The sequence below is a fragment of the Roseibium sp. M-1 genome (assembly GCF_054515675.1).
In genome coordinates this window covers 305674-330907 of record NZ_CM137257.1, presented here as the reverse complement: position 1 = coordinate 330907, position 25234 = coordinate 305674, and the positions used below count along the sequence as shown (strand labels likewise).

General features: G+C 60.8%; 21 protein-coding genes. 10 read left to right on the top strand and 11 right to left on the bottom strand.

The window, feature by feature from the left end; all coding sequences use genetic code 11:
• Positions 1-162: 162 nt before the first annotated feature.
• From cysG to ACX3M4_RS01580, 9 genes are all read right to left on the bottom strand, one after another.
• Positions 163-1644, bottom strand: a complete 1482-nt coding sequence (gene cysG / locus ACX3M4_RS01620) for a siroheme synthase CysG (protein ID WP_459356863.1) — start codon at positions 1642-1644, stop codon at positions 163-165.
• Positions 1616-4303, bottom strand: a complete 2688-nt coding sequence (locus ACX3M4_RS01615) for a nitrate reductase (protein ID WP_459356862.1) — start codon at positions 4301-4303, stop codon at positions 1616-1618. Before ACX3M4_RS01615 ends, cysG begins: the two co-directional genes overlap by 29 nt.
• 58 nt (positions 4304-4361) lie before the next feature.
• Positions 4362-4709 carry a nitrite reductase small subunit NirD gene (gene nirD / locus ACX3M4_RS01610; RefSeq protein WP_459356861.1) on the bottom strand — a complete coding sequence of 116 codons (348 nt, stop codon included), beginning with the start codon at positions 4707-4709 and terminating at the stop codon, positions 4362-4364.
• Positions 4706-7159 carry a nitrite reductase large subunit NirB gene (gene nirB, locus ACX3M4_RS01605; RefSeq protein ID WP_459356860.1) on the bottom strand — a complete coding sequence of 818 codons (2454 nt, stop codon included), beginning with the start codon at positions 7157-7159 and terminating at the stop codon, positions 4706-4708. The genes nirD and nirB overlap by 4 nt, the downstream gene beginning before the upstream one ends.
• A gap of 17 nt (positions 7160-7176) precedes the next feature.
• A complete protein-coding gene (locus ACX3M4_RS01600) occupies positions 7177-8937 on the bottom strand; it encodes an ABC transporter ATP-binding protein (protein ID WP_459356859.1) in 1761 nt (586 codons plus the stop codon).
• Between the two features lie 10 nt (positions 8938-8947).
• Positions 8948-10030, bottom strand: a complete 1083-nt coding sequence (locus ACX3M4_RS01595) for an ABC transporter permease (protein ID WP_459356858.1) — start codon at positions 10028-10030, stop codon at positions 8948-8950.
• Between the two features lie 89 nt (positions 10031-10119).
• Positions 10120-11520 carry a CmpA/NrtA family ABC transporter substrate-binding protein gene (locus tag ACX3M4_RS01590; protein WP_459356857.1) on the bottom strand — a complete coding sequence of 467 codons (1401 nt, stop codon included), beginning with the start codon at positions 11518-11520 and terminating at the stop codon, positions 10120-10122.
• 366 nt (positions 11521-11886) lie between these two features.
• Entirely contained in the window at positions 11887-12996 is a 1110-nt protein-coding gene (locus ACX3M4_RS01585; protein ID WP_459356856.1) for a CmpA/NrtA family ABC transporter substrate-binding protein, read from the bottom strand.
• A 60-nt stretch (positions 12997-13056) separates the two neighbouring features.
• Positions 13057-13644 carry an ANTAR domain-containing response regulator gene (locus tag ACX3M4_RS01580; protein ID WP_459356855.1) on the bottom strand — a complete coding sequence of 196 codons (588 nt, stop codon included), beginning with the start codon at positions 13642-13644 and terminating at the stop codon, positions 13057-13059.
• A 202-nt stretch (positions 13645-13846) separates the two neighbouring features.
• Between ACX3M4_RS01580 and ACX3M4_RS01575 the strand changes: the two genes are divergently transcribed.
• From ACX3M4_RS01575 to ACX3M4_RS01545, 7 genes are all read left to right on the top strand, one after another.
• Positions 13847-14032, top strand: a complete 186-nt coding sequence (locus ACX3M4_RS01575) for a DUF4089 domain-containing protein (protein WP_459356854.1) — start codon at positions 13847-13849, stop codon at positions 14030-14032.
• A complete protein-coding gene (locus ACX3M4_RS01570) occupies positions 14029-15441 on the top strand; it encodes an AtzE family amidohydrolase (protein WP_459356853.1) in 1413 nt (470 codons plus the stop codon). The genes ACX3M4_RS01575 and ACX3M4_RS01570 overlap by 4 nt, the downstream gene beginning before the upstream one ends.
• A 5-nt stretch (positions 15442-15446) precedes the next feature.
• A complete protein-coding gene (locus ACX3M4_RS01565) occupies positions 15447-16343 on the top strand; it encodes a LysR family transcriptional regulator (protein ID WP_459356852.1) in 897 nt (298 codons plus the stop codon).
• Positions 16344-16548: 205 nt separating this feature from the next.
• Complete coding sequence (locus ACX3M4_RS01560) at positions 16549-17676, top strand: TIGR03364 family FAD-dependent oxidoreductase (RefSeq protein WP_459356851.1); 1128 nt, start codon at positions 16549-16551, stop codon at positions 17674-17676.
• Positions 17677-17685: 9 nt separating this feature from the next.
• A complete protein-coding gene (gene phnX, locus ACX3M4_RS01555) occupies positions 17686-18468 on the top strand; it encodes a phosphonoacetaldehyde hydrolase (protein WP_459356850.1) in 783 nt (260 codons plus the stop codon).
• Positions 18465-19961: a sulfatase-like hydrolase/transferase gene (locus tag ACX3M4_RS01550; RefSeq protein ID WP_459356849.1), complete on the top strand. Its 1497-nt coding sequence runs from the start codon at positions 18465-18467 to the stop codon at positions 19959-19961. Before phnX ends, ACX3M4_RS01550 begins: the two co-directional genes overlap by 4 nt.
• Before the next feature lie 158 nt (positions 19962-20119).
• A complete protein-coding gene (locus tag ACX3M4_RS01545) occupies positions 20120-20872 on the top strand; it encodes a trypsin-like serine peptidase (protein WP_459356848.1) in 753 nt (250 codons plus the stop codon).
• 63 nt (positions 20873-20935) lie between these two features.
• On the opposite strand, the gene ACX3M4_RS01540 is transcribed toward ACX3M4_RS01545, so the two are convergent.
• Entirely contained in the window at positions 20936-21424 is a 489-nt protein-coding gene (locus ACX3M4_RS01540; protein ID WP_459356847.1) for a hypothetical protein, read from the bottom strand.
• A 32-nt stretch (positions 21425-21456) separates the two neighbouring features.
• Entirely contained in the window at positions 21457-21708 is a 252-nt protein-coding gene (locus tag ACX3M4_RS01535) for a hypothetical protein (protein ID WP_459356846.1), read from the bottom strand.
• 66 nt (positions 21709-21774) lie between these two features.
• Here ACX3M4_RS01535 and ACX3M4_RS01530 point away from each other — a divergent pair, with 66 nt between their 5' ends.
• From ACX3M4_RS01530 to ACX3M4_RS01520, 3 genes are all read left to right on the top strand, one after another.
• Positions 21775-22587, top strand: coding sequence for an NAD kinase (locus tag ACX3M4_RS01530; RefSeq protein WP_459356845.1), 813 nt, complete (start codon positions 21775-21777; stop codon positions 22585-22587).
• A 129-nt stretch (positions 22588-22716) separates the two neighbouring features.
• Positions 22717-23241, top strand: coding sequence for an Hpt domain-containing protein (locus tag ACX3M4_RS01525; protein ID WP_459356844.1), 525 nt, complete (start codon positions 22717-22719; stop codon positions 23239-23241).
• 104 nt (positions 23242-23345) lie between these two features.
• A complete protein-coding gene (locus ACX3M4_RS01520) occupies positions 23346-25103 on the top strand; it encodes a caspase family protein (protein ID WP_459356843.1) in 1758 nt (585 codons plus the stop codon).
• Positions 25104-25234: the final 131 nt, after the last annotated feature.

Sequence of the window (25234 nt, the reverse complement as noted above, 5' to 3'; positions counted from 1 at the left end):
TTTCAAAAAGGTCCGGTTGCTCAGGGTGTTCAATGCCAGCAATGCCGAACTCTCATGGTTGGGCACATGTTGGAAGCCGAGAGATTTTAACGGAGCGCGCTGCCATGCGGACCCGCGGCAGTGCCAGTGCCAAGGTAGCCGCACAAGCAAAGCCCTGAACAGTCAGATGGCCCTGAGCAGCGGGGATGTGTCCGGCAGAGTTTTCTGGTTTGAGACCTGCGCCCTGAATACCTTGCCGACACCGATCAGCACCGGCTTTTCCAGGCCAAGCGCGGCAACCCCCTCTTCCAGGTCCGATAAATTCCCTGCCCAAGGGGTCTCTTCCTGCGTCGCAATCCCGGCGACGGCGACTGCGGGTGTGTATGACGGCAAACCTTCCGCCAGCAGCCTGTCCCGGATCCTGCCCGCCATGCGGGCGCCCATATAGAACACTGTCGTCGTTGCCGGGTCGGTAAGCCCGCGCCAGTCGACCGTTTCCGGCAATTCACCATGCCGGGAATGGCCCGTGACGAGCCGGACCGATTGGGCATGGTCCCGGTGGGTGAGCGACACGCCGAGGCGGGCTGCCATGGCGGAAGCAGCCGTGATGCCGGGAACGACGCTCGCCGGAATACCTTCGGCCGCAAGCCGGTCAAGTTCTTCTCCGCCCCGGCCGAAGATCATCGGATCGCCGGATTTCAGCCGCACCACATGCTTTCCCTGCCGGGCTAGCGAGATCATCATCTCGTTGATGTCTTCCTGGCGGCAGCTTTCCCGTCCGCCGCGCTTGCCGACCAGCAGCCGCTTGGCTTCCCGGCGCGCAAGCTCTAACACCGCATCGTCGACGAGATCGTCAAAGAGGATCACATCGGCCGATTGCAGGGCGCGGACGGCCTTCAGCGTCAGATATTCGGCATCGCCCGGTCCTGCGCCAACCAGCGTCACCCGGCCAGTTGCCGCCCCCTTGGCATCTTCAAGCAGGGCATCACCAAGAGCGTTTTCTTGCTCCGGCGCCGCCTTTCCCGAGAAGGCAAGATCGGAAAACCGCTCCCAGAACCGGCGCCGTTGCGCGCCGGCATTCAGCAGCTCAAGCGTCCGCTCGCGCAAGCGGCCAGCCAACTGTGCCCAGCCCTGCAGGCTTTCCGGAAGCAGCGTCTCGATCCTCCGGCGGATTGCCTGGCCAAGGATCGGCGCGACGCCGTTGGTGGAGATGCCGATCACGACGGGCGAACGGTTGACGATCGATCCGAACTGGAAATCGCAGAAGCCGGGATTATCGATGACATTGACCGGCAGCCCCCTCGCGCGGGCGGCAGATGCAAAGGCCTCGGCCTCGCCGTCACTCGCCGCGTCCGCAATTGCAAGCACGGCGCCATCGAAACATCCGGGTGACCAGAGCCGGCGATGAACGACGAAGCGTCCGGCAGCACCGCCCACCGCAACAAGACTTTCGAAAGCCGGTTCCAGATCCTCGGCATAGACATGAACCTCGGCCCCCGCCGCCGCCAGCAGTTCCGCCTTCCAGGCGGCGGCATCGGAACCACCTGCGAGGACCACCTTGCGGCCTTCCAGAGAGAAGAACAGCGGCAGGCTTGCCAGAGCGCCGACCCGCGGCGGACGACGGCTGACTTTTACCTCAACTGGCTTGCGCGATGTCTCTGTCATCAACGTCTTCCTTCGCAATCTCGTCCAGGAGGGTCTGGATTTCCGAGCGGCACGAGCCGCAATTGGTTCCCGCTTTCAGGCTCTCGCCAATCGCCCGGACACTGTCCGCACCGCAACGGGCGGCCTCCGTGATCTGGTTGCAGCCGACCTGGAAGCAGGAGCAGACGATCGCGCCCGCGTCCGGCCGGTCCGAGGGAACGCGCCCGGCAAGGACAAGTGCCCGCATGGCTTTGGGAACTGTTTCCGATGCCAGAAGGCCACAGGCCCATTGACGCGACACTTCCACCGGATCCTTCGAGAAAAAGAACGCCGCCTGAAGCACATCGCCCCGCCAATGCGCCAGGCGCCGCCACCCGCCGGCACCGTCAGAGATGTCCACGATTTCGCTGTCCGAAGCACCTAGAATCGAAGCGATCTCGGCAAAGTCAGCTTCGCTTTCGCTGGCGAATTCAAGCCGGTAGCCACCATCGATTGGCGCCAGCGCCCAATAGTCGGCAGATATTTGCGAAGGCCGGGTCTTCAGAACGGCAAAGCCGAACCAGGCCATCTTTTTCTTCGCCACCGCGACAGGGGTGAATTTCAAACCCGGCTGACCGGAAACCGGATCGGTTTCGGGCGCCACCACCGCATCGATGCGGGCCTTCGCGGAAAGCTGGTCGGTCCAGTGCATGGGCACGAAGACCTCACCCTTCCCGACGCGCTCGGTCAAGAGCGCCCGCACAAGAACGGACCCGTACGGGCTTTTGATCTCCACAATATCAGCCGCTTCGATCTTCAATCGTTCGGCATCCGCCGGGTGAAGTTCCACGAACGGCTCGGCGATATGGGACATCAGCCGCGCCGTCCTGGCCGTCCGCGTCATGGTATGCCACTGATCGCGAACGCGGCCGGTATTGAGGGCAAAGGGATAGCGGCGCTCGCGAGGGCGCGGTTCCTTGAAGGCAACCGGCACGAAATTGCCTTTGCGCCCTTCAGTGAAAAAGCCGCCTTCTGCGAAAAATCGCGTGTCCATGGCCGGTGCATTCGCAGCCTGTGGCCACTGGAAGGGAACAAGGTTCTGATATCCGGTATCGGAGACGTCCTTGTAGGCCCCGATATCGAAGTCGCGCGTGCCGCCGTTCCGGTGATCCGAAAGTGCCGCATGTTCACGAAAGATGGCGGCAGGTCCCAGATAGGAAAACGCCTCCTGAAACCCCATGCGCCGCGCGACTTCACTCATCTGCCACCAGTCCGGCCGGGTCTCGCCCGGGAGATCGAGGAAAGCGCGCTGGCGGGAAATCCGCCGCTCGGAATTGGTGACCGTGCCGTCCTTCTCGCCCCAGGCCGCCGCAGGCAGCAGCACATCAGCGAAAGGAACGGTATCGGCGGATCGCGTGACTTCGGAGACGACGACAAAGGGACAGGTCTTCAACGCCGCCGCGACACCGTCTGCATCGGGCAGACTGTCGACCGGGCTCGTTGCCATGATCCAGAGCGCCTTGATCTTGCCCGCGCGAACCGCCTGGAACAGCTCGACGGCCTTGAGGCCCGGACGCTCGGCAACAGACAGGCTCTGCCAGAACTCCTTGGCTATCTGCCGATGCTCCGGGTTTTCGAGCGCCATATGCGCTGCAAGCATGTTGGCCAGACCGCCGACTTCACGTCCGCCCATGGCGTTCGGCTGGCCGGTAACGGAAAATGGCCCCATTCCCGGCCGTCCGATCCGTCCGGATGCAAGTTGTGTGTTGATGATGGCGTTGACCTTGTCGGTCCCGGTGACCGACTGGTTGACACCCTGGCTATAGACGGTGACCGTCTTCTCTGTCCGCGCCACCATCTTGTAGAAGAGCGCGATATCCTGCCGCGACAGGCCGGTCTTTTCCGCAATCGCTCCGATCTCGCAGTGTCCGGCCGCCTGAATCGCCTTGTCAAACCCTTCCGTGAAGCGATTGATATAATTGCGGTTAAGCGCATCCGCTTCGTGCATAAAGGCAAGCAAGCCGTTAAAGAGCGCAACATCGCTGTCCGGCTTCAGGGCAAGGTGCAGATCGGCGATGGCGCAGGTCGCGGTGCGGCGCGGATCGACCACCACCACGCGCAAAGCGGGATTGGCTGCCTTGGCCGCCTCCAGTCGCTGAAAAAGCACCGGATGGCACCAGGCGAGGTTCGAACCGACCAGAACCACCAGGTCCGCCTGCTCCAGATCCTCATAGGTGCCCGGAACCGTATCGGCCCCGAAGGCCCGGCGATGTCCGGCGACGGAAGAAGCCATGCACAGGCGCGAATTGGTGTCGATATTGGCCGAGCCGATGAAGCCCTTCATCAGCTTGTTGGCGACGTAATAATCCTCGGTCAGAATCTGGCCTGAGACATAGAAGGCAACGCTGTCCGGCCCGTGTTCACGAACCGCGCCGGCGAACCTCTCGGCGACCAGGTCCAGAGCCTGGTTCCAGCCCGCCCGTTTCCCGCCGATTTCCGGATAAAGCAGACGGTCGCCGAGGGACAGCGTTTCGGCAAGTGCAGACCCCTTGGAGCAGAGCCGGCCGTAATTGGACGGGTGATCGGGGTCACCTTGCACGCTCACCCTGCCGTCGACGTGCTTGGTGGCAAGCACGCCGCAGCCCACACCGCAATAGGGGCAAGTGGTCTTGACCGTTCTTGTCGATTTTTGGTCGGTCAAACGACGCCCTCCTTGAGTTTTCCTACCCTGACCCGAGCCAGCCGATTGCATGCCGGGTTCACCCGGCAGCCCGGCGCGCCAGATCGTCCGCAGCAAGCAGCACCTTGCCGTCTTCCACGCGGGCTGCCGTCACCGGCACAGCCCCTTCGTCCGCCCCTCTGGCAAGGCCAGTTGTGAGGTCAAACACCCAATTGTGCAGGGGACAGGTCACGGAAAGGCCGTGCACGATGCCCTGGCTGAGCGGGCCGCCCTTGTGGGGACAGCGGTCGTCGAGCGCGAAGACCTCGTCGTCGGCGGTCCGGAAAACGGCAATGCAGCCGCTTGCGGTCCTGACTACCCGGGCACCTTCCCGCGGGATGTCCGCGAGTTCTCCGATGGCAACCCAGTTTCTTGTTTCGGCGTTCATTCGGCAGCCTCCTGCATCACGACAGCCATCGGATTGAATTCATGCTTGTCCTTGCCGGAGACACGCTCTGACCAGGGATCGACTTGGGCGAATTTCTGGGAAAATACGAAGCGGTCGAAATAGGCCCTGCGCATATCCGCCTCGTCCATGATCTGGCGGCGGATCTCGTCGTAGCCGATGCGTTTGGCCCACTTGTAGATACGCTCAAGGTAGTGCCCCTGTTCGCGGTACATCTGGGTGAGCGCGGCGACATACTCGATCGCATCCTCTTCGGTCTTGACCATTCCAAGGACTTCCGTCCCCTTGATGTCGAGACCGGCGGCACCGGCAAAATGGATCTCGTAGCCGCTGTCGACGCAAATGATGCCGATGTCCTTGCAGGTCGCTTCCGCGCAGTTGCGCGGACAGCCGGAGACCGCCATCTTCAGCTTCGCCGGTGTCCAGGAGCCCCACATGAACTTTTCCAGCTTCACGCCGAGGCCTGTGCTGTCCTGCGTGCCGAAGCGGCACCAGTCCGACCCGACGCAGGTCTTCACGGTCCTCAGGCCCTTGGCATAGGCCTGGCCCGAGACAAAACCGGCCTTGCCGAGATCCGCCCAAACGGCGGGCAGGTCTTCCTTCCTGATGCCGAGCATGTCGATGCGCTGGCCGCCGGTGCATTTCACCGCCGGAATGTTGAACTTGTCGACGACATCGGCGATGGCACGAAGTTCCTTGGACGAGGTCATGCCACCCCACATGCGCGGAACTACCGAATAGGTACCGTCCTTCTGGATGTTGGCGTGGACACGCTCGTTGATGAATCGGGACTGGTAGTCGTCCTCATATTCATCAGGCCAGTCCGAGACGAGATAGTAGTTCAGCGCCGGCCGGCACTTGGCGCAGCCGCCGGAAGTCGTCCATTCCAGTTCCTGCATCACGGCCGGAATGGATTTCAGTTCCTTCGACTTGATCAGACGGCGGACTTCGTCATGACCGAGCGGCGTGCAACCGCACATCGGCGTGATGGCCGCAGGGTTATAGGCATCGCCAAGTGTGACCTGCATCAGTTGCTCGACCAGCCCTGTGCAGGTTCCACAGGAATTTGACGCCTTGGTATGCGCACGGACGCCGTCGAGGGTCGTCAGGCCCTTTTCCTTGATCGTGGATACGATCTTGCCCTTGCAAACGCCGTTACAGCCGCAGATTTCCGCATCATCCGGCAAGGCTGCAACGGCCGCCGTAGGGTCCAGGGGGGCTCCTCCCTGGTACGCCTGGCCGAAGATCAGCGTTTCGCGCATCTCGGACACATCCGTGCCCTTCTTAAGAAGATCGAAGAACCAGGGACCGTCCGAGGTTTCGCCATAGAGCACAGCGCCGAGGATCTTGTTGTTTTTCAGGACGATGCGCTTGTAGACGCCGGCCGAGGCATCGCGCAGCACAATTTCCTCGCGGTCGTCGCCTTCAGCGAAATCGCCGGCGGAATAAAGATCAACACCGGTGACCTTGAGCTTCGTCGCCGTGACCGAGCCGGTATATTCAGCGCTTCCGCCAAGCAGGTTATCGGCAATGACACCGGCCATATCGTAGAGCGGCGCCACCAGGCCGTAGCACATACCGCGGTGTTCCACGCACTCGCCGAGCGCAAACACGTTTTCATCGCTGGTGCGCATATCGTCGCCGACAAGCACACCCCGATTGACGTCGAGACCAACCGACTTGGCGAGCTCCGCCGACGGGCGAATGCCGACGGCCATGACAACGATCGAGGCTTCGATTTCCGTGCCATCATCGAGGCGGATGCCCCGCACCTTGCCCGCAGCGTCGCCGAGGATCTCGTGGCTGTTCGCCTTTGTGCGGACGTCGATGCCCCGGCGCTTGAACTCGGCTTCGAGCAGAAAGCCCGCGGCCGGATCGAGCTGACGTTCCATCAGAGTTGGCATCAGGTGCAGGACGGTGACCTCCATGCCCTGCATCTTCAGGCCTGCCGCTGCTTCAAGTCCGAGCAGACCGCCACCGATGACGATGGCCCGTCCGCCCCTCTTGGCCGCATCCAGCATCTTCTCAACATCGTCGAGATCCCGATAGGTCAGGACGCCGTCCAGGTCCTTGCCCGGCAGCGGGATGATGAAGGGCGACGACCCGGTCGCGATCACCAGCTTGTCGTAAGGTGCCGTGATACCGTTTTCCGACGTGACCGTTTGGGCGTCCCGGTCGATCTCGGCAACGCGGGCAGACTTGTGCAGGGTCACGCCCCGTTCGGCATACCAGTCGTCGCCATGGGTGATGATGTCCTCGTAGGTCTTTTCACCGGAAAGGACCGGCGACAGCATCAGGCGATTGTAGTTCACGCGCGGCTCGGCGTTGAAGATGGTGACCTCAAAGGCCTCGCTGTTCTTTTCGAACAGGTCTTCCAGCATCCGCCCCGGGGCCATGCCGTTGCCGACGATGACAAGTTTCTGTTTTGTCATGGCTCTTCTCCAAACTTTCATTCGGCCGCTTCAGCCACGGCCTTTTGCCGGGCCATGCGTGCAGCGCGTTTTTCCTGGATGGATTTCAATTGGTCCTCGCTCGGATCCGCTCCGCCCTCGTAGGCTTCCAGGAAGTCCAGAAGCTCTTCGCGGTAGGCGTAGTAATCCGGGTGGGCGAGCAGCTCTTTCCGCGACCGAGGCCGCGGCAGATCGACTTCCATGATGTTGCCGATACGGGCATTGGGTCCGTTCGACATCATCACCACCCGGTCGGCGAGCAGGATGGCTTCATCAACATCGTGGGTGACGCAGACCGCGGTCACCTGGGTGCGTTTCCAGACATCCATCAGGACGTCCTGCAGCTCCCAGCGTGTCAGGCTGTCCAACATGCCGAAGGGCTCATCGAGCAGGAGCAGCTTCGGCGACAGGGCAAAGGCCCGAGCGATACCGACACGCTGCTTCATGCCGTTGGAAAGCTCCGAGGCCGCCTTCTGCATGGCGTCCGCCAGGCCGACCTTGGCGAGGTAATATTCGATGACGTCCCGCTTTTCGGCCTTGGACGCATCTGGATAGACCTTTTCGACGCCAAGCTCGACATTCTCGTAGGCCGTGAGCCACGGCATCAGGCTCGGCGCCTGGAAGACGACGGCGCGGTCGGGACCGGCTCCGGTCACGTGGGTACCGTCGAGAACGATGGCGCCTTCCGTGATCTTGTTGAGGCCGGCGACCATGGAAAGCACCGTCGACTTGCCGCATCCCGAATGGCCGATGAGCGTGATGAACTCGCCCTTTTTCATTTTCAAATCGAAGCCGTCGACCACCGTCAGCGGCCCCTTCGGCGTCGGGTAGACCTTCTTCAGCTGCGAGAAGTCGAGATAGCGGTCCTGGATCGGTGAACTTGCGGCCCGCTCATAGGCGAGCGGCAGCTTGTCGCCACCCTTCGGGCGCTGGGTGATCGGCACGATATCCGGCAGGACGATATCCCGTTCCAGATCCGCTCCACGCTCGGCCCCCGCTTCCATGAGGTATTCGGTGATCTCGGCCCGAAGACGGATGAAATCGTCGTCGTGGTTGAGTTCACCCCGATCGCGCGGCCGCTGAAACGGCACCTTGAATTCCGGACCGAGCGTTGCCGGTGTGCCGGGCTTGAGCGGGATGATCCGGTCGGCAAGGAGGATCGCCTCGTCGACATCGTTGGTGATGAGAAGAATGGTCTTCTTTTCTTCCTCGCAGATCGCGGCGAACTCGTCCTGCAACTTGGAGCGGGTCAGGGCATCGAGCGCCGACAGCGGTTCGTCGAGCAGGAGCAGTTCCGGCTGCATCGCCAGAGCCCTTGCGACCGCCACGCGCTGGCGCATGCCGCCGGAAAGCTCGGCGGGCTTGCGGTCCCTGGCGTGGGCGAGCCCGACCATTCCGATATACTTGTCGCAGATGGCCTTGCGCTCGGCAGCGCTTTTCTTCTTGAAGACGCTGTCGACGGCGAGCGCGACGTTGCCGGCAACCGACAGCCAAGGCATCAGCGAATAGGACTGGAACACAACGCCCCTGTCCGGATGCGGCCCGTCGATTTCCTTGTTCTTGAAGATGATACCGCCCCGGTCCGGTTCGATGAGACCGGCCAGCAGGGAGATCAGCGTGGTCTTGCCGGTGCCGGAGAACCCGACAATGGCAATGAACTCGCCCTCTTCCACCTTCAGATTCACGTCGTCCAGCACATCCGTCCGCTTGGCGCCTTCGCCGTAGGACTTTGAGACGCCGGAGATTTCCAGAAAGGACATATCCGTCTCCCTAGCGGTTGGCCGAGAAGGTGAAGGCGCGCTGCAGGGCGAACATCAGCCTGTCGAGCATGAAGCCGATGATGCCGATGGTCAGGACAGCGACCATGATCTTGGCGAGCGACTGGGAAGAGCCGTTCTGGAACTCGTCCCAGACGAATTTTCCAAGGCCCGGGTTCTGCGCCAGCATTTCGGCGGCGATCAACACCATCCAGCCCACGCCCAACGACAGGCGAAGGCCCGTGAAGATCAGTGGCAGCGAGGACGGCAGCACAAGCTTGGTGACGGTCTTCCAGGTCGGCAGCTGCAGGACACGGCCGACATTCATCAGGTCCTTGTCGACCGAGGCGACACCGAGCGCGGTGTTGATCAAGGTCGGCCACATGGAACAGAGCGTGACGGTGACGGCGGAAATCAGCAGCGACTTCGACAGCCAGTCGACCGGATTGGCATAGGTCGCCGAGACGATCATGGTAACGATCGGCAGCCAGGCGAGCGGCGAGACCGGCTTGAAGATCTGGATGAGCGGGTTGATCGCGCCGTTGAAGGAACGCGACAGGCCGGAGGCAATGCCGAGCGGAACGGAAATCAACGTCGCGATCAGGAAGCCGAGACCGACAGTCTTCAGCGAGGTGCCGATCTGGTCGATATAGGTCGGTTTACCGGTGTAGTCGCGCCACTTGACCTTGTCTGTCTTGCCTTCTGCCTCGTATTTGGCATTGCGCTGATCCTGGCGATCATAGAACGCGGCGGCCTTTTCCCGTTCGCGGACATGGTCGTCCCAGAGGTTGACCGCCTGTGACCAGACTGCTGCCGGGCCGGGAACGGCGCCGAGCGAGGTCTGCACTTGCGGTGCCAGCGTTCCCCAGAGGACGAGAAAGGCGGCAATTCCGAGAAGCGGGATCAGCAGGACCCGCTTCAGTTCGCCAAGCTGTTCCCTGGGGCTGTCGCCGGCGGCGATCTTCAGGAGCGGCACGACCCAGGAGAGACCCAGCGCGTCGAGCCAGCCTGCGGCCTTGTTGATCCTTGTGAAAAGTTTTTCCCGGCGCGCGGCGCGGGCTAGATCCGGACTAGCCGCGGTATCGGCATTGGCCATGATGTCGATCCTTTTTCGAATTCCAAGACGTTTTTTGCAAAGGAAAAGGAGCGGCGGGGCTGCAGCCGCCGCTCAAGTTTGGGGGAGTGTCAGCCGCCCACGACCTCATTGCCGTCGACCACCTGCTTGCCCTTGAGACCGATCGGCAGGCTGTCGATGTAGGCATTGGGTTCTTTGCCGTCGTAGGGGATCCCATCGATAATGTCGGCAGCCGGTGTCGGCAGGCGGTAGCCGTCGGTGTCCCAGGGGAAGTCTTCCTTCGCGACATGGCCTTCCTCGACCAGCAGTTCCGCGGCTTTCAGGTAGATTTCCGGCCGGTAGACCGATTTGGCGACCTCGTCGTACCAGCTGTCCGGCTTGTACTCGGCGATCTGGCCCCAGCGGCGCATCTGGGTCAGGTACCAGACGGCGTCGGAGTAATAGGGATAGGTCGCGTAGTAGCGGTAGAAGACGTTGAAGTCCGGGACCTCGCGCTTGTCGCCCTTCTCGTATTCGAAGGTGCCGGTCATGGAATTGGCGATGACTTCCTTGTCTGCGCCGACATATTCCGGCCGCGACAGGATCTCGACCGCTTCCACGCGGTTGGCGTTGTCGTTCTCGTCCAGCCACTTGGCGGCACGGATCAGTGCCTTGGTGATGGCGAGCGTGGTGTTCGGGTATTCCTCGGTGAATTCCTGGGTGAGGCCGAAGACTTTCTCCGGATTGTTCTTCCAGATCTCGTAGTCGGTGATGACGGGAACGCCGATACCCTTGAAGACCGCCTGCTGGTTCCACGGCTCGCCGACGCAGTAGCCGTAAATGGTGCCGGCTTCCAGCGTTGCCGGCATTTGCGGCGGCGGCGTTACCGACAGCAGTGCATCGGCCTTGATCTGGCCGGAGATGTCGCTCGGAGAATAGAAGCCCGGGTTGATGTCGCCGGAAGCGAGCCAGTAGCGCAGCTCATAGTTATGGGTGGAGACCGGGAAGACCATGCCCATGTTGAAGGGCTTGCCCTCCGCCTTAAGCTTGTCGACCACCGGTTTCAGCGCCGTGGCCTTGATCGGATGAACAGGCCTTCCGTCCGCCTGCATTTCCAGGTGTGGCTTCATCATCTCGAAGATCTCGTTGGAAACGGTGATGCCGTTGCCGTTGAGATCCATGGAGAACGGCGTCACGATATGCGCCTTGGTGCCGAAGCCGATGGTTGCAGCAAGCGGCTGGCCGGCCAGCATGTGAGCGCCGTCCAGTTCCCCGGTGATCACGCGATCGAGAAGCACCTTCCAGTTCGCCTGCGGCTCAAGTGTCACGAAGAGGCCTTCTTCCTCGAAATACCCGAGCTCATAGGCAACGGCGAGCGGCGCCATGTCCGTCAGCTTGATGAAACCGAAGGTAAGTTCGTCCTTTTCCACGTCCAGCATGTCGGCATAGGCGCCGGTGGCCGGCACCAGTGCAGTGGCGGCCATCAAGGCGCCGAGAGCTGTCCGTCGGGTAAAAAGCAGGGTCTTCTTCATTGTCGCGTCCTGTCCCTCTGTCTTCCTGTGCCGCCTCTGGCTGTGCACAGGTCCAAGAAAAAAGCCGCCGACCGGACCTGCGTTGCGGGAGGAGGATCCCTGCAGGTCAGTCGGCGGCTTTGCCTGTGCGCCCGCCAATGGGCGCGATATCTGTTAGGCCAGCGTCGGCCTTACGGAGTTATAAGCACGAAGCGTGCCAACTCGGAAAATTCACGGATTTCATTGATTTACAAATACTTAAAGGTGATGAATTTTTAAACAGGGCACGCTGTCTGCATTTTTAATCGGCTAAGTGCGGAGGCAATTGAACGAAATTTGTGCAGCGCAGCGACGGTGATGAATTTGCAGGCAGTAACCGGAAGGCGCTCAGAACCGAGCCCCGTCGAACATCTCGATGCCCGTCTGCGCCGGCACATCGGAGACACCGAGGGCAGAGAGATAGGCTTGAGGCGAAAAGATCTCCTCAACCTCCTTGAGCGCGGCCTCCGACCACGCCACCTGCCCCCAACGCACCATCTGCTCATAGAACCATTTGCCATGAACCGGCAGAGGCGCTGCCGTGAGCCCGCCGGAGAAGGTCAGGAACCCGGGAACGGTCCTTTCCGTCTTCGGACCGAACCGGATCCTGCCCGAGAGAGCCGCTAGGCAGATCTCGGCGGGACAGGCCAGAAGATCCGGCCGCGCAAGGATTGAGGCAAGCTCTTCATTGTTGCCCGGTTCGGCGCACCAGTCGGCGGCGGCCGAAAAAGCCCGCATGAGAGCGGCCAGTGTCTCCGGGTTGGCCCCGGCCCATTTGCGGGTCACGCCCAGAACCTTTTCCGGGCTGTTCGGCCAGATCGCCTGCTTATAGGTGGCAATGCGGCCCGCTCCGGCATCGACCGCTGCCGTGTTCCAGGGCTCACCGACACAATAGCCGTCGAGCTGGCCCTCTTTCATCGCATCGGCCATCACCTGCGGCGCCAGCACGGTAATCTCGACATCCCTGTCCGGATCGATCCCGGCACCTGCAAGCCAGTAACGCAGCTCATACGCATGCCCTGAATAGGGATGTACGACCCCGAAATGCAGCAGCGGCGCATCGGCTTCCTGGCGCTGTTCGATCACGCTCGCCAGCGCCTTGCCGGTCGAAACCGGATCGCCTGACGCATCGGCACCGGCAATTGCCATGTCCGACCACAGCGCCGTCGAGACGGTGATTGCGTTGCCGCCAAGCCCGAGCAGCATTGGCGCCAGCATCGGAACGGCAAGGCTGGTGAGATTGAGGCTGGCAGCAATCGGCATCGGCGCCAGCATGTGGGCAACGTCGAAATGGCCGACGGAAATGCGGTCGCGGATATTGGCCCAGGAGGTTTCGCGGATCAGCTTGAGCGCAACGCCTTCCCTCTCGGCAAAGCCAAGCTCTGCCGCAGCAACAACGACCGCGCTGTCGAGCAGCGGAATGAACCCGGCAATCACGGGCCTCAGATTTGTTTCCATGACACTCCGGCTCCCTGGCTGGCCGCTCCCCCCCGACACGTTTTTCTTGTTCTCACGGCGTCAGTCCCCCAGCAACCCGCTGGCGATCACCAGGCTCTGGGCAACATCGATGATCTTACGGCTCTGGTTCATGGCCGTGCGGCGCAACAGATCGTATGCGGCCTGTTCGGAAAGCCCCTTCGACTTCATGAGAATGCCCTTGGCCCGGTCGATGGTCTTGCGGTCCGCCAGTTCGGTGCGCACTTCCTCCAGCTCCTCTGTCAGCCGGGAAAAGGCCCGGAAGCGGCTGATGGCCATATCGAGGATCGGCTTGACCCGCTCGCGCTTGAGCCCGTCGACGATATAGGCGGAAACACCCGCATCGACGGCCGCCTCGATGGAATGGCTGTCGGACTTGTCGACGAACATCGCGATCGGCCGCCTGACGGCGCGCGAGACCTGAAACATATGTTCCAGCTGGTCGCGATTCGGGTTTTCCAGGTCGATGACGATGACGTCCGGATTGATATCTGCGATCTGCCGCACCAGACCTTCCATCTGGTGCACGAGAATAACCTTGTCGTGGCCCGCATCGCGCAATCCCTGCTCGATGATCGATGCCCGTATCTTGTTGTCGTCAATGACCAGTATCGAAAGCCCGCCGCTCATGCCGACATTATGCGCAGGGCTAAAATTTATGCAATCGAAATGCTGCGCCGCAACAATTTACTGCTTCCCAGGTCCGAATTGTGGCCATTTCATCCACAGCTCGCGGATCGGCCAAACCACGGCAAGAAAGACGAAATCTCTGCTGGACAGGACCGCCTTGCATTTGAAAGATGCAGCCTGAGATTTTGACAAGGAGGTAAGCATGGCGGAACCGTTCCGGGCCGAAGACCACGTCGCCCACATGGAAAAGATGCTGGGCCTGACCATCGAGGACGACTGGCGCCCGGTGGTGGAGATGCACATCGCCGCCATCGAGAAGGCGGCCGAGGCTGTCCTGGCCTTTCCGCTCGACGACCATGCGGAAGCCGCTCCGGTTTACCGGCCATGACGGAGAAGCTCCCTGATCTTTGCAGCTGGACCGCTACGCAGACTGCCAGCGCGGTCGCCAAGGGCGAAGTCAAGGCGATCGAGGCGGCCTATGCTGCACTTGAGGCGATTGAAACGCTTAATCCGGCGCTCAATGCCTTCACCGATATTCTGTCGGAGCGCGCCCTGCTGGAAGCACGCGCGGTCGACGACGGCATCTCCGAAGGCCGGCACCTGCCACTGGCCGGCGTCCCCTATGCGGTCAAGAACCTTTATGACGTCGAGGGCCTGACAACCCGGGCAGGCGCAAAGATCAATTGCGAAAACCCGCCCGCCGCTTCCGACGCGACGCTGGTGCGCAAGCTGCAGGCGGCCGGCGCCGTCCTCGTCGGCGCGACCCATATGGGCGAATACGCTTACGACTTCACCGGCGAAAGCGCCCACGACGGCATCTGCCGCAATCCGCATGACACCGGCCGAATGACCGGCGGCTCTTCCTCCGGCTCAGCAGCTGCGGCCGCATCCGGCATGGTGCCGCTTGCCATGGGTTCCGACACCAACGGCTCCATTCGCGTGCCGGCCTCCTTCTGCGGCCTCTTCGGCTTGAAGCCCACCTATGGCCGCCTCAGCCGGGCAGGCACCTATCCCTTTGTCGGCAGCCTCGATCATCTCGGCCCCCTCACCCGCTCGGCCGAGGATCTGGCACTGATCTTCGACGTGCTGCAGGGGCACGATCCCAAAGACCCAGCCAAGGCGGACCACCCGGAGCTTGAAACCCGTCTCCGCCTCCACGAAGGCATCGGCCAGCTGCGCATTGCGGTTGCCGGCGGCTATTTCAAGGAGAAGGCCCTGCCGGAAGCCCTGAACGCAGTCGACCTGGTCGCCAAGGCGCTCGGCGCCGGCCTGGAGATCGACATTCCGGAAGCAGCGCGCGCCAGGGCGGCAGCCTATGTCATAACAGCGGCGGAGGGCTCGACCCTGCATTTCAACCGCATACGGGAACGACCGCAGGATTTCGACCCGGAAACCCGCGACCGATTTCTGGCAGGGACGATGGTGCCCGCCGTCTGGGTGCAGCAGGCCCAGCGCTTCCGCAGCTGGTTCCGCGATCTCTTCCGCAAGATTTTCGAGGAGGTCGATATCCTGCTGGCCCCGGCAACGCCCTTCACCGCCCTGCCGTCGGGCACCAAGACCTTCACGATCAATGGCGAGACCATGCCGGCTCGGCCGAATATCGGCCTCTTTACCCAGCCGATCTCTTATATCGGCCTGCCCGCCGTCACGGTCCCGGTCTGGCTGGACGGCGCGAAGCTGCCCATCGGTGTCCAGGTGATCGCGCCTGCGTGGCGCGAGGATCTGGCCCTGCGCGTCGCCCGTTATCTAGAAGAGACGGGAACCTGCCGCGCGCCCATTGCCGACCTGACGGGCTGACACAATTGGCGAAGGAACCACCTCGACCGGCAGGCAATCTCAGCCTGGCGCAATTGCGTGCACTGGAGGCGGTCGTGCGCACGGGCAGTTTTTCGGCGGCCGCGAAGGAAATCGGCGTCTCCCAGCCGTCGATTTCCAACCATGTGCAAGGCCTGGAAAGCCGGTTCAAGGTCAAGCTTCTTGCCAAATCCGGCTATTCGGTCGCCGCAACACCGGCCCTTCAACAGCTGTTGCCCCGCATAAGGGCCGTGCTGGCGCTGGCGGGCGATCTGGAGACGGAACTTTCCCACAAACGCATGCTGGCTTCCGGCGAGCTGCGGATCGGCTACTCCACCTACCAGCTGGCGATCCCGCGCATTTCGTCCTTCATGGCGCGGCACCCGGACATCGCCATCGAGGCGCGGGCTCTCGCAAGCCAGGATATCGTTGACCTCATCGAAGACGGCGACATCGATATCGGCTTCATCACCGGCAAGGAAATCCCGGCCGGCCTGGAAGGCGAACTGATTGTGAGGACCCGCATCGTCCTCGCCGTCCGGCCGGAGCATCCACTCACCCGGAAAGATCAGGCGGATTGGGCGGATGTCGCCAGGCTGCCCCTGCTTCAGCGGGAAGGAAGCTCGGGCACCCGCAGGATTTTCGATGCCGCGGCCATGGTCGCCGGGATAAGGACCAACACGGTGCTCGCCCTCGGCTCCTGGGGCTCCATTGCCAGCCTTGTGCGTTCAGGCACCGGTTCCGGCGTCGCACTCGAAGCGGAAATATCGGAACGAGACGGACTGGTCCCTGTTCAGATCGCCGATCCCGCGCTCGGTGCAAACCATTACGCAGTCTGGCAGAAGGACATGGCAAACGTCGCCGCCATCGAAGCGTTCCGCAACTGTCTGCAGAGTGATGCCTGAAGTTGCCGGCTCCAATTCGATAACAAAAAGCTATACATTGAGAATTTTCATCGACCTGTCAGAATTCCCGTGTTTTCTGGCGGGAGTTTCTGGTCGGACTTTCTGGCCGGACTTTCTAGCGCCTTCATCGGGCCCGATACTGTCGTATGCGACGAGGGCTTGCCATAGAGTTTGAAAGGCTCCGGCCGGCTTTGGACAGACCTGAATGACAAAGAAATCCTATGACCTTGCGGTTGTCGGCGCGGGCATTGTCGGCCTCGCCCATGCCCTGGCAGCCGCAAGGCTTGGCAAGAAGGTCGTCGTAATCGACCGCGACAGCCTGGCCAACGGCGCTTCAATCCGCAATTTCGGCTTCGTTACGGTCACCGGCCAGCAGGCCGGAGACTGTTGGCAGATGGCCTGTCGCAGCCGGCAGGTCTGGTCCGAGATTGCAAAGGCCGCCCGGATCCCGCTGCTCCAGGAAGGACTGACCATGACGGCACGGCTGCCGGAATCGGAAGCCGTCATCGACGCATTCTTGAAGACCGAAATGGGGGAACATTGCCGCCGCCTCACCGCCGCGGAAGCAATGGGAAAAGTTCCTGCGCTGCGCAGGGATGCGATCACCTCGGCGCTTTATTCGCCGCTGGAGGTCCGGGTGGAATCGCGCGATGCCCTGCCCAGGATCGCGACCTGGCTGGCGGAGACACTGAATGTCGATTTCCATTGGCAGACCAGCGTCAATTCAATCGCGACACCCAGGCTGGAAACCTCGCGTGGAAATCTCCATGCCGAAGCAGTGATCGTCTGTCCGGGCGACGATGCAACCACGCTGTTCTCCAGCCGGATCTCTGCCTACGAGACCACCCGCTGTAAACTGCAGATGCTGCGTATCCAGTCGAAGCGACCGTTCAATCTCGGCACCACTGTCATGTCGGATCTCGGTCTCGCCCGCTATCTTGGTTATGCCGAACTTCCCGAAGCCGACGCGTTGAAGGCCCGGCTCGACAGGGAGATGCGGCCGCTTCGCGACAACGGCATCCATCTCATCGTGGTTCAGTCCGCCGACGGCAGTCTGGTCGTCGGTGACAGCCACCATTATGGCCCGACACCGGACCCGTTTATCGAAAAGGGCGTGAACGACCTGATCCTGTCCGAGATGGACACTGTTCTGGATGTCGGTCCCTACGACATCACCGAAACCTGGATCGGCACCTATGCCTCCGCCCGGGATCGCTGGCGCTTCACGGACAGCCCGGACGACGCAACCCGCATTGTGGTCGTCACGGCAGGTTGCGGCGCCTCCACCGCCTTTGCCATCGGCGAGGAAACCATCGCCGGCCTTTATGCTTGAGGAAATAAAATGAGCAAATTCAAAGCCGTGGTCTTCGACTGGGCCGGCACCATGATCGATTTCGGTTCCTTCGCGCCGATGGGTGTCTTCGTCAAGGCGTTCGAGAGCTTCGGCATCACCGCCTCCATCGACCAGGCACGCGCCCCGATGGGCAAGCCGAAATGGGACCATATCCGCGCCATGATGGACGATCCGGACATTGCCGCGCAGTGGACCGCAAGATACGGCGCGGCGCCGGGCGATGCCGATGTCGACAAGGTTTACGAGATCTTCGTGCCCATGAACGAGGAGGTCGTCGCCGACTTTTCAGATCTGGTCCCGGGAGCACTCGACACCGTCAAGTATCTGCGCGGGAAAGGCGTGAAGATCGGCTCCACCACCGGCTACACCCGCTCGATCATGGAACGGGTTCTACCGAAGGCCGCCGAGCAAGGCTATGTGCCCGACAACCTCCTCTGCGCCGACGACCTGCCCGAAGGACGCCCCGGACCGCTCGGCATGTATCAGTGCTTCGTCGATCTTGTCGCCTATCCGCCGAGTGCGGTCATCAAGGTGGACGACACGGAACCGGGCATTGCCGAAGGCGTTGCCGCGGGCTGCCTCACTGTCGGCCTGGCACTCTCAGGCAACTATGCCGGCAAGACGCCGGAAGAACTGGCGGCGCTTTCCGAAGCCGAGGTCGACACCCTGCGCCGGCACGCGACGGAAAAACTGAAACAGGCGGGCGCTGACTATGTGATAGATTCCGTCGCCGACCTGCCCGCCCTCATCGAGATGCTCGAAACCAAATGACCCGCCCGAACGTTTTGCTGATCACCGCCGACCAGTGGCGGGGCGACTGCCTCGGCACGGTGGGCCATCCGGTCGTAAAGACACCGAACCTAGATGCCTTCGCCGAGACCGCGACCGTTTTCGAGCAGCACTACGCACCGACGGCCCCCTGCTCTCCGGCCCGTGCCTCGCTCTATACCGGTCTTTACCAGATGAACCACCGGGTGGTTTCGAACGGCGCGCCGCTCGACGACCGCTTCGACAACATTGCCCGCGCCGCCCGCCGGGCCGGCTACACGCCGACGCTCTTCGGCTATACGGACACCGCGCCGGATCCGCGCCTGCACGATCCGAACGACCCGGCGCTCGCCACCTATGAAGGCGTGCTGCCGGGTTTCCAGGTACGCCAGCCGCTGCCCGAAGACGACAAGCCCTGGCTCTCCTGGCTCGCGGCGCGTGGTCACGACCCGAAAACCTTTGCGACGATCCATCATGTGGAGCCGGAAGACGGCGAACGGATCTCCCGCAAGGCCCCGCGCTATTCCAGGGACGAGACCCAGACAGCCTTCCTCACCGACGCGTTCCTCTCCTGGCTTGGCGAGCAGCACAAAGACCGGCCCTGGATGGCGCATGTCTCGTTCCTGCGCCCGCATCCACCGATCGCCGTGCCGGCGCCCTATAACACGATGTACGATCCGGAAGACGGGCCCGACTTTGCCGGGGCCGAGACGACGGCCGAAGAAGCGGCCTTTCATCCGCTCCTCGCCGCCCTGCAGAAGCTTCAGCATCTTTCCAGCCATGTTCCAGGCGCGAGCGGCCACGTGTGCGACCTGACGCGGCACGACCTGAAACGCTTGCGGGCGCTCTATTACGGCATGATCAGCGAGGTGGATGCGCAGCTCGGGCGGATCTTCGCGGCGCTTGGGGACCTGGAAAACACCCTCATCGTCTTCACCTCCGACCATGCGGAAATGATGGGCGATCACTGGATGCTTGGCAAAGGCGGCTTCTACCGCCAGAGCTACCACATACCGCTGATGATCCGCACGCCGGGCGGTGCAAGGGCGAACCGGGTCACCGCCTTCACGTCCGCCGCCGACATTTTCCCGACACTGCTGGACCTTTGGGAGGTCGCTCCCGAACACGCACCTGACGGCACCAGCCTCAGGCCCTTCCTCGAGGGCCAGACGCCGGTCACTTGGCGAAACGCAGCCCTTTGGGAATTCGACTATCGGCTGCTCCTGAAGCAATTGCCGGAAAGCTTCCCTCCCGGGGCTCATCAAGGTTCGACCGCAGTCCTCAGCCGCCTCGGACCGGACTGGCAGTTCGTGCACTTCTCCGGCCTGCCGAATGTGCTGATGCGCGCCGCTCCGGAACCGGCAGCTCCCGTCAACGAGGCATCTGGCCGGCCGGAGCTCGTTCTTGCGAGCCTCGATGCGCTGCTGTCGACACGCATGCGCCACAATGACGAGACCCTCGCCCGGACACCGGTCTGGGATTATTACAGCGAGTAGCGTTGAGGTTTAGAGATCCAGTTTTAGACCGCGTTAAACGCTCTCCTCCAGAATGCCCCCTATCCACGGGGCCATTGAGCATGTGCGCTTCCTTGCGAGAAAATTTATCAACCGCCCGGTCAGGCCCAAGCAGGCTTCGTCGGGCCTGGTGTCTTGCGGTGCTCGCTCTGGTATGTTTCCCGCCTGCATCCGCCGGAGCTGTCGAGCTAAAGGTTATCGACTCGACCAATGCCCCCTGGCTCTCTATCGGCCGGGTGAACGTGGCCGGCTATCGCACCACCACCATGTGCACCGGCACACTGATTGCCCCCAATCTCGTGCTGACTGCCGCCCATTGCCTCTTTAACAAAAACACCGAACGGCACTTTCCGCTGGAAGATCTCATTTTCGTCGCCGGTGTCCGCCGCGAGGAGTATTCGGCCCGGCTGGAACCGGCCTGCCTCAAGACCAACAGCGCTTACACGCCGCAGCAGCAGCCGAAGCTGCGCGACGTCCACAACGATGTCGGTCTGATTGTGCTGAAAGAGCCAAGCGCCCTGCCCCCGGTCCCGGTTCTGTCGTTGGAGGAGGCGGCGGTTCTCACCAAGGATACCCGCTTCCAGTCCGTAGGCTATCGCCGCAGCCGCCGGTTCCTGCCCACCGTCGTGCCAGCCTGCCGCGTGCTCGGCACGAAGGAGGACAGCTGGGTCACCGACTGCACCACCGAAGCAGGTGCCTCGGGTGGCCCGCTCCTGGTCGAAACAGAAAATGGCCTGCGTGTCGCAGGCATCATGTCCGCCAAGATCGACGATACCCGTTCGGCCATCGTGCCGTTTTTCGAGTGGCAGGAATTGTTGGAGGATCCGGTATGCAGGCAGGAAGCCCTTGACGAGGTACCAGCACTCCGTTTGTCAGCCGACACCGACAAATAAAGCGGAGATCTCGATAGCTCTTAAATCTGATATCGTAAATTCCGAGTTCTTCCCTCGCCTCCCCTAACGTTTAAGATCTCCATATTTTTCAAATATCAAATTAATTTTTCCAGAGAGAAAATATATTGGAATAAGTATCAGATAAATCCAATAAATTTTTATGCCATAAATAACAAAAATATAAGGAAGTTCTCCAAAGTATGCTTCAATCTCAAAATTTATATTATAGAAAATCAGAAACAAAAAATGCGAAACGATTGGCGCTGAAACAAAAAACAAATAGGGCCTAAATGTCGAAAAATAACTCTTCGCTTCATCCTTCATTCTCAGACGTATGTCAGCACTAGAGTTTTCAAAGCTTAATTCACGAACATATAGCGCAACCCCCACGACTGAAGTAAGCACGCCAATTGAAACTAAAATAACAGCCAACAAAAAAACTGAACCTGATATGAAGAATAATCCTAAAAAGTGGAAAAATAGAACGTAAAACAACCCTCCTAGAAAAAATAGAAATTTCGAATACTGAGAAAAAATACTAAATTCTTGCATTATGATTACCCATAGAAACTAAGCAAACGGACTCACTTCACAACAAAGACAAATTTTTCCATCGTTGTAATCGCCGCCCAAACAGAAGTGGCCGCCAAAACAAGCTCCGCGGAGCATGCAGCATTTCTCCGCGTTACGTCGAGGCTCAAGCTTTTGCTGTTAAAATTTTCAGTGAAAAAATGTGGCCTAGCAACAGCCAAATAGGCAAAACCCATTTGACCATTAATCACATTTTTCACTGCCCCTCCGCCTCCTCCCCGGTTATGGTGCTGGTCCGATGTCAAGGCATACCTCCTCACAATGCAACGAGGCTTGCCCGGCAACACCGCAAGGCAAAAACTCCGCAGAACATGAACCAATCCCCACCACCGCCCAGTACTGAAAACTCCCGGCCGCTTTCCACGGAAAAGCTCGCCTTTGTCTCCAGCGACACGGACGAAGCGCTCAAGGCGCGTCTGGAGCTTGCACACCGTTATGGCAGCGTGCCGGTGGCGGATGCCGATGTGATCGTGGCCCTTGGTGGTGACGGCCTGATGCTGCAGACCCTGCATGCCCATATGGGCAGCGGCAAACCGATCTACGGCATGAACCGCGGCTCTGTCGGCTTCCTGATGAACGAATACCGCGACAAGGACCTGAAGGAGCGGCTTTCCAAGGCGGATGTCACCACGATCCGGCCGCTGGAGATGACGGCAACACGGGAGGACGGCAGCCAGGAAACGGCGTTGGCAATCAATGAAGTCTCGCTGCTGCGCCAGACTTCGCAGGCGGCTCGCCTCCGGATCGCGGTCGACGACCGCGTTCGGCTGGAGGAACTGGTCTGCGACGGCATCATCGTCGCGACCCCGGCCGGCAGCACCGCCTATAACCTTTCTGCCCACGGTCCCATCCTGCCGATCACCGCGCAGCTTCTTGCCCTCACCCCCATCAGCGCCTTCCGGCCGCGCCGCTGGCGTGGCGCCTTGCTGCCGAGCCGGGCAAAGGTCGACATCGAAATTCTGGACCCCGGCAAACGCCCCGTCAGCGCCACGGCCGACCACACAGAAATCCGCCGGGTCAAACATGTCACCGTCAGCGAGGCTGAAAACGTTGAAGGATTGATCATGTTCGACAGCGATCACGGCTGGGACGAGCGTATCCTGACGGAAATGTTCCGTTATTAGCTCCGAAGAACGATTCCGGAAACACCCTGTTAAGTATGATTGCCGATACTCGGGGCCACAGGCCCTGCCCGGCTGCCTCTCAGTCTCTTGAGGCAAGACCGCGTCCGCCACAAACGAGGCAATACCGTCATGGCTGAAAGCGCCAAGGACCAGGAGTACGAGATATTGACCCCGCCGAGCGATCTGCGCGGCAAGGTCCGGGAACTGACGCCCCGGGAGGCCAAGAAATTCGATCCGGTGAAAGCAGCCGAAGCCGCTTTGCAAAGGCTCTCGTCCCATTTCGGCAACTGGATGGACATTGAAACCCTGACCATGCTGAATGCCTGGGACCGGGTGCGCGCCGAGGGATTGACGGAAGAAACCCTGGCCGCTCTGTTCCAGTCGGTTCACAACATCAAGGGCCAGGCCCTGACACTCGGCTTTCCGCTCGTCGGCGAGGCCGCCGCCAGCTTCTGCCACCTGATCGAGACAGTCCCCTCTCCGGACAGGATCCCTCTGGAACTCGCCGAACGCTACGTTGAAGCTATCCGGGCCATGGTGATGGAGGGGGCCAAGGACGAGGCCAACAAGACGGGTGTGAAGCTTCTTTCGACACTCCGGAGTGTGACGGAAGACTATCTGGCGCAGTTCCCGGCGAAAGCTGACGAAGACTGACCTTGCAAAATATCAGACGCAAACTCGAATTACGCAACGTCACGGAGCAGATTGACACTCCTCTGAGGCAAGCCTAGCATCCCATCATTTCAAGGGGTGCTACTGTGAAACGCTTATTGTGTTTCCTGTTACTTTTATATCTTGGCCTGACCACTGCCCAGGCGGAGCGGCGGGTCGCACTTGTCATCGGCAATTCGGGCTACCAGCATGTTGCCGAGTTGAAGAACCCCTATAACGACGCGCAAGGCATGACCGAGAAGCTGACCGGCCTCGGCTTCGAGGTGGTCACGGGCCAGGATCTCAGCCTAAGGGACATGCGCCAGACAGTCCGGGAGTTCGCCCGCAAGCTGGACGGGGCAGACCTTGCGCTGTTCTTCTATGCCGGCCACGGTCTGCAGGTGAACGGCGAGAATTATCTCGTACCTATCGATGCCCAGCTCAGCTCTTACATCGACCTCGAATTCGAAGCCCTTCCCGCCAATCTCGTCCTAAACGCCATGGAACAAACCGCTAAGGTGAACCTTGTGTTCTTGGACGCCTGCCGAAACAATCCTTTCGCCGAGAACCTTGCGCGCTCAATGGGTACACGTTCCGGCGCGGTTGGGCGCGGCCTCGCCAAGATTGGCTCCGGTGTCGGATCCCTCATTTCCTTTGCAACCCAACCCGGCAACGTCGCTCAGGATGGTGACGGCAGGAACAGCCCCTTTACAACTGCTCTCTTGAAACATCTCGGCACCCCGGGCCAGGACATCACCCGCGACCTTGTCATGGTCCGCCGGGATGTCCTGGAAGCGACCAAGGGGCAGCAGGTACCCTGGGACAATTCCTCACTTACCGGCGACGTCATTCTGCGAGCGGAAGTGCGGGTCGACGTCACGGCATCGGCCGAGCCGCAAACACCTCCGGACAATCCTCAGATCGAGTACGCCTTTTGGGATTCGATCAAATCCGGCGAAAGCACCGCCTATTTCGAAACTTACCTGAAGCGGTACCCGGAAGGGCAATTCGCCGAAATCGCCCGGATCCGTATCGACGAGATAAGGACACGATCTGAAGAAGCAAAGAAACGAGATGCCCAGCAGAGTACGTCGGCAGAGATTGCATTTTGGCAGTCGATCCAGAATTCGACGCGGCAGGAAATGTTCGAAAGTTATCTCTCCAGATATCCCTCGGGCATCTATGCCGAACTCGCCAGTTTGAAGATCGAAGCGATCAAACAAGGCACACAGGCACCCGTTCAAACACACGAAGGGACTCATAAACTGACTGACAGAGAGGCTGCTGCCAATGTTGAAGCAACCGACCGCCAACCCGAAGGTGGCCTCTCCACAGCAGCATTGTCCCAGCCAATTGCCCCCTCCACAGCAAAAAGTGTCAAAGAGCCAGTCGAACTCACGCCGAAGGAACTTGCATCGGCGCTCCAGACCGAACTCAACCGGCTCGGCTGTTCTGCCGGAAGAGTCGACGGTGATTGGGGTGCTCGCAGCCGTCAGGCGCTTCGGACTTTCAGCCGCGAAGCCGGGATCGAACTTGCCTCGCTGGACCCCTCTCCGGAATTGCTGGCAAGGGTTAAACAATCCACTGGCCGGATTTGCCCGTTAACCTGTGGTCGCAATCAGGAAGCGAAAGACGGCAAATGTATTACAGTTCAGCAGAAGTCACCGGCGGAAAGCAACAGCAAGGCCAGCAAGGTCAAGTCGGCCCAGACAGGAAATTCGTGCCCGAACGATCCGACAGCAAGCGCGAGCAAATTGGTGCTGTTCACCCGGAACCGTACCGCAGTATTCAACCATCCTTGCGGCAAGTCGGGCGCCTGCATTCAGGCTACTCCCAACGCGCCAATCAAGTGCTTCTGGAACTGATCACAGCATCAAGCATTTGCACCGGGTTTGAAATCACCGGCACGCGCCGGCACAATTTCTGACGCTACGTCAAAGAGTTGGTTGACACTGCTCTAGGTCACGCCTAGCATCCGCTTTATTTAAAGGGGTGC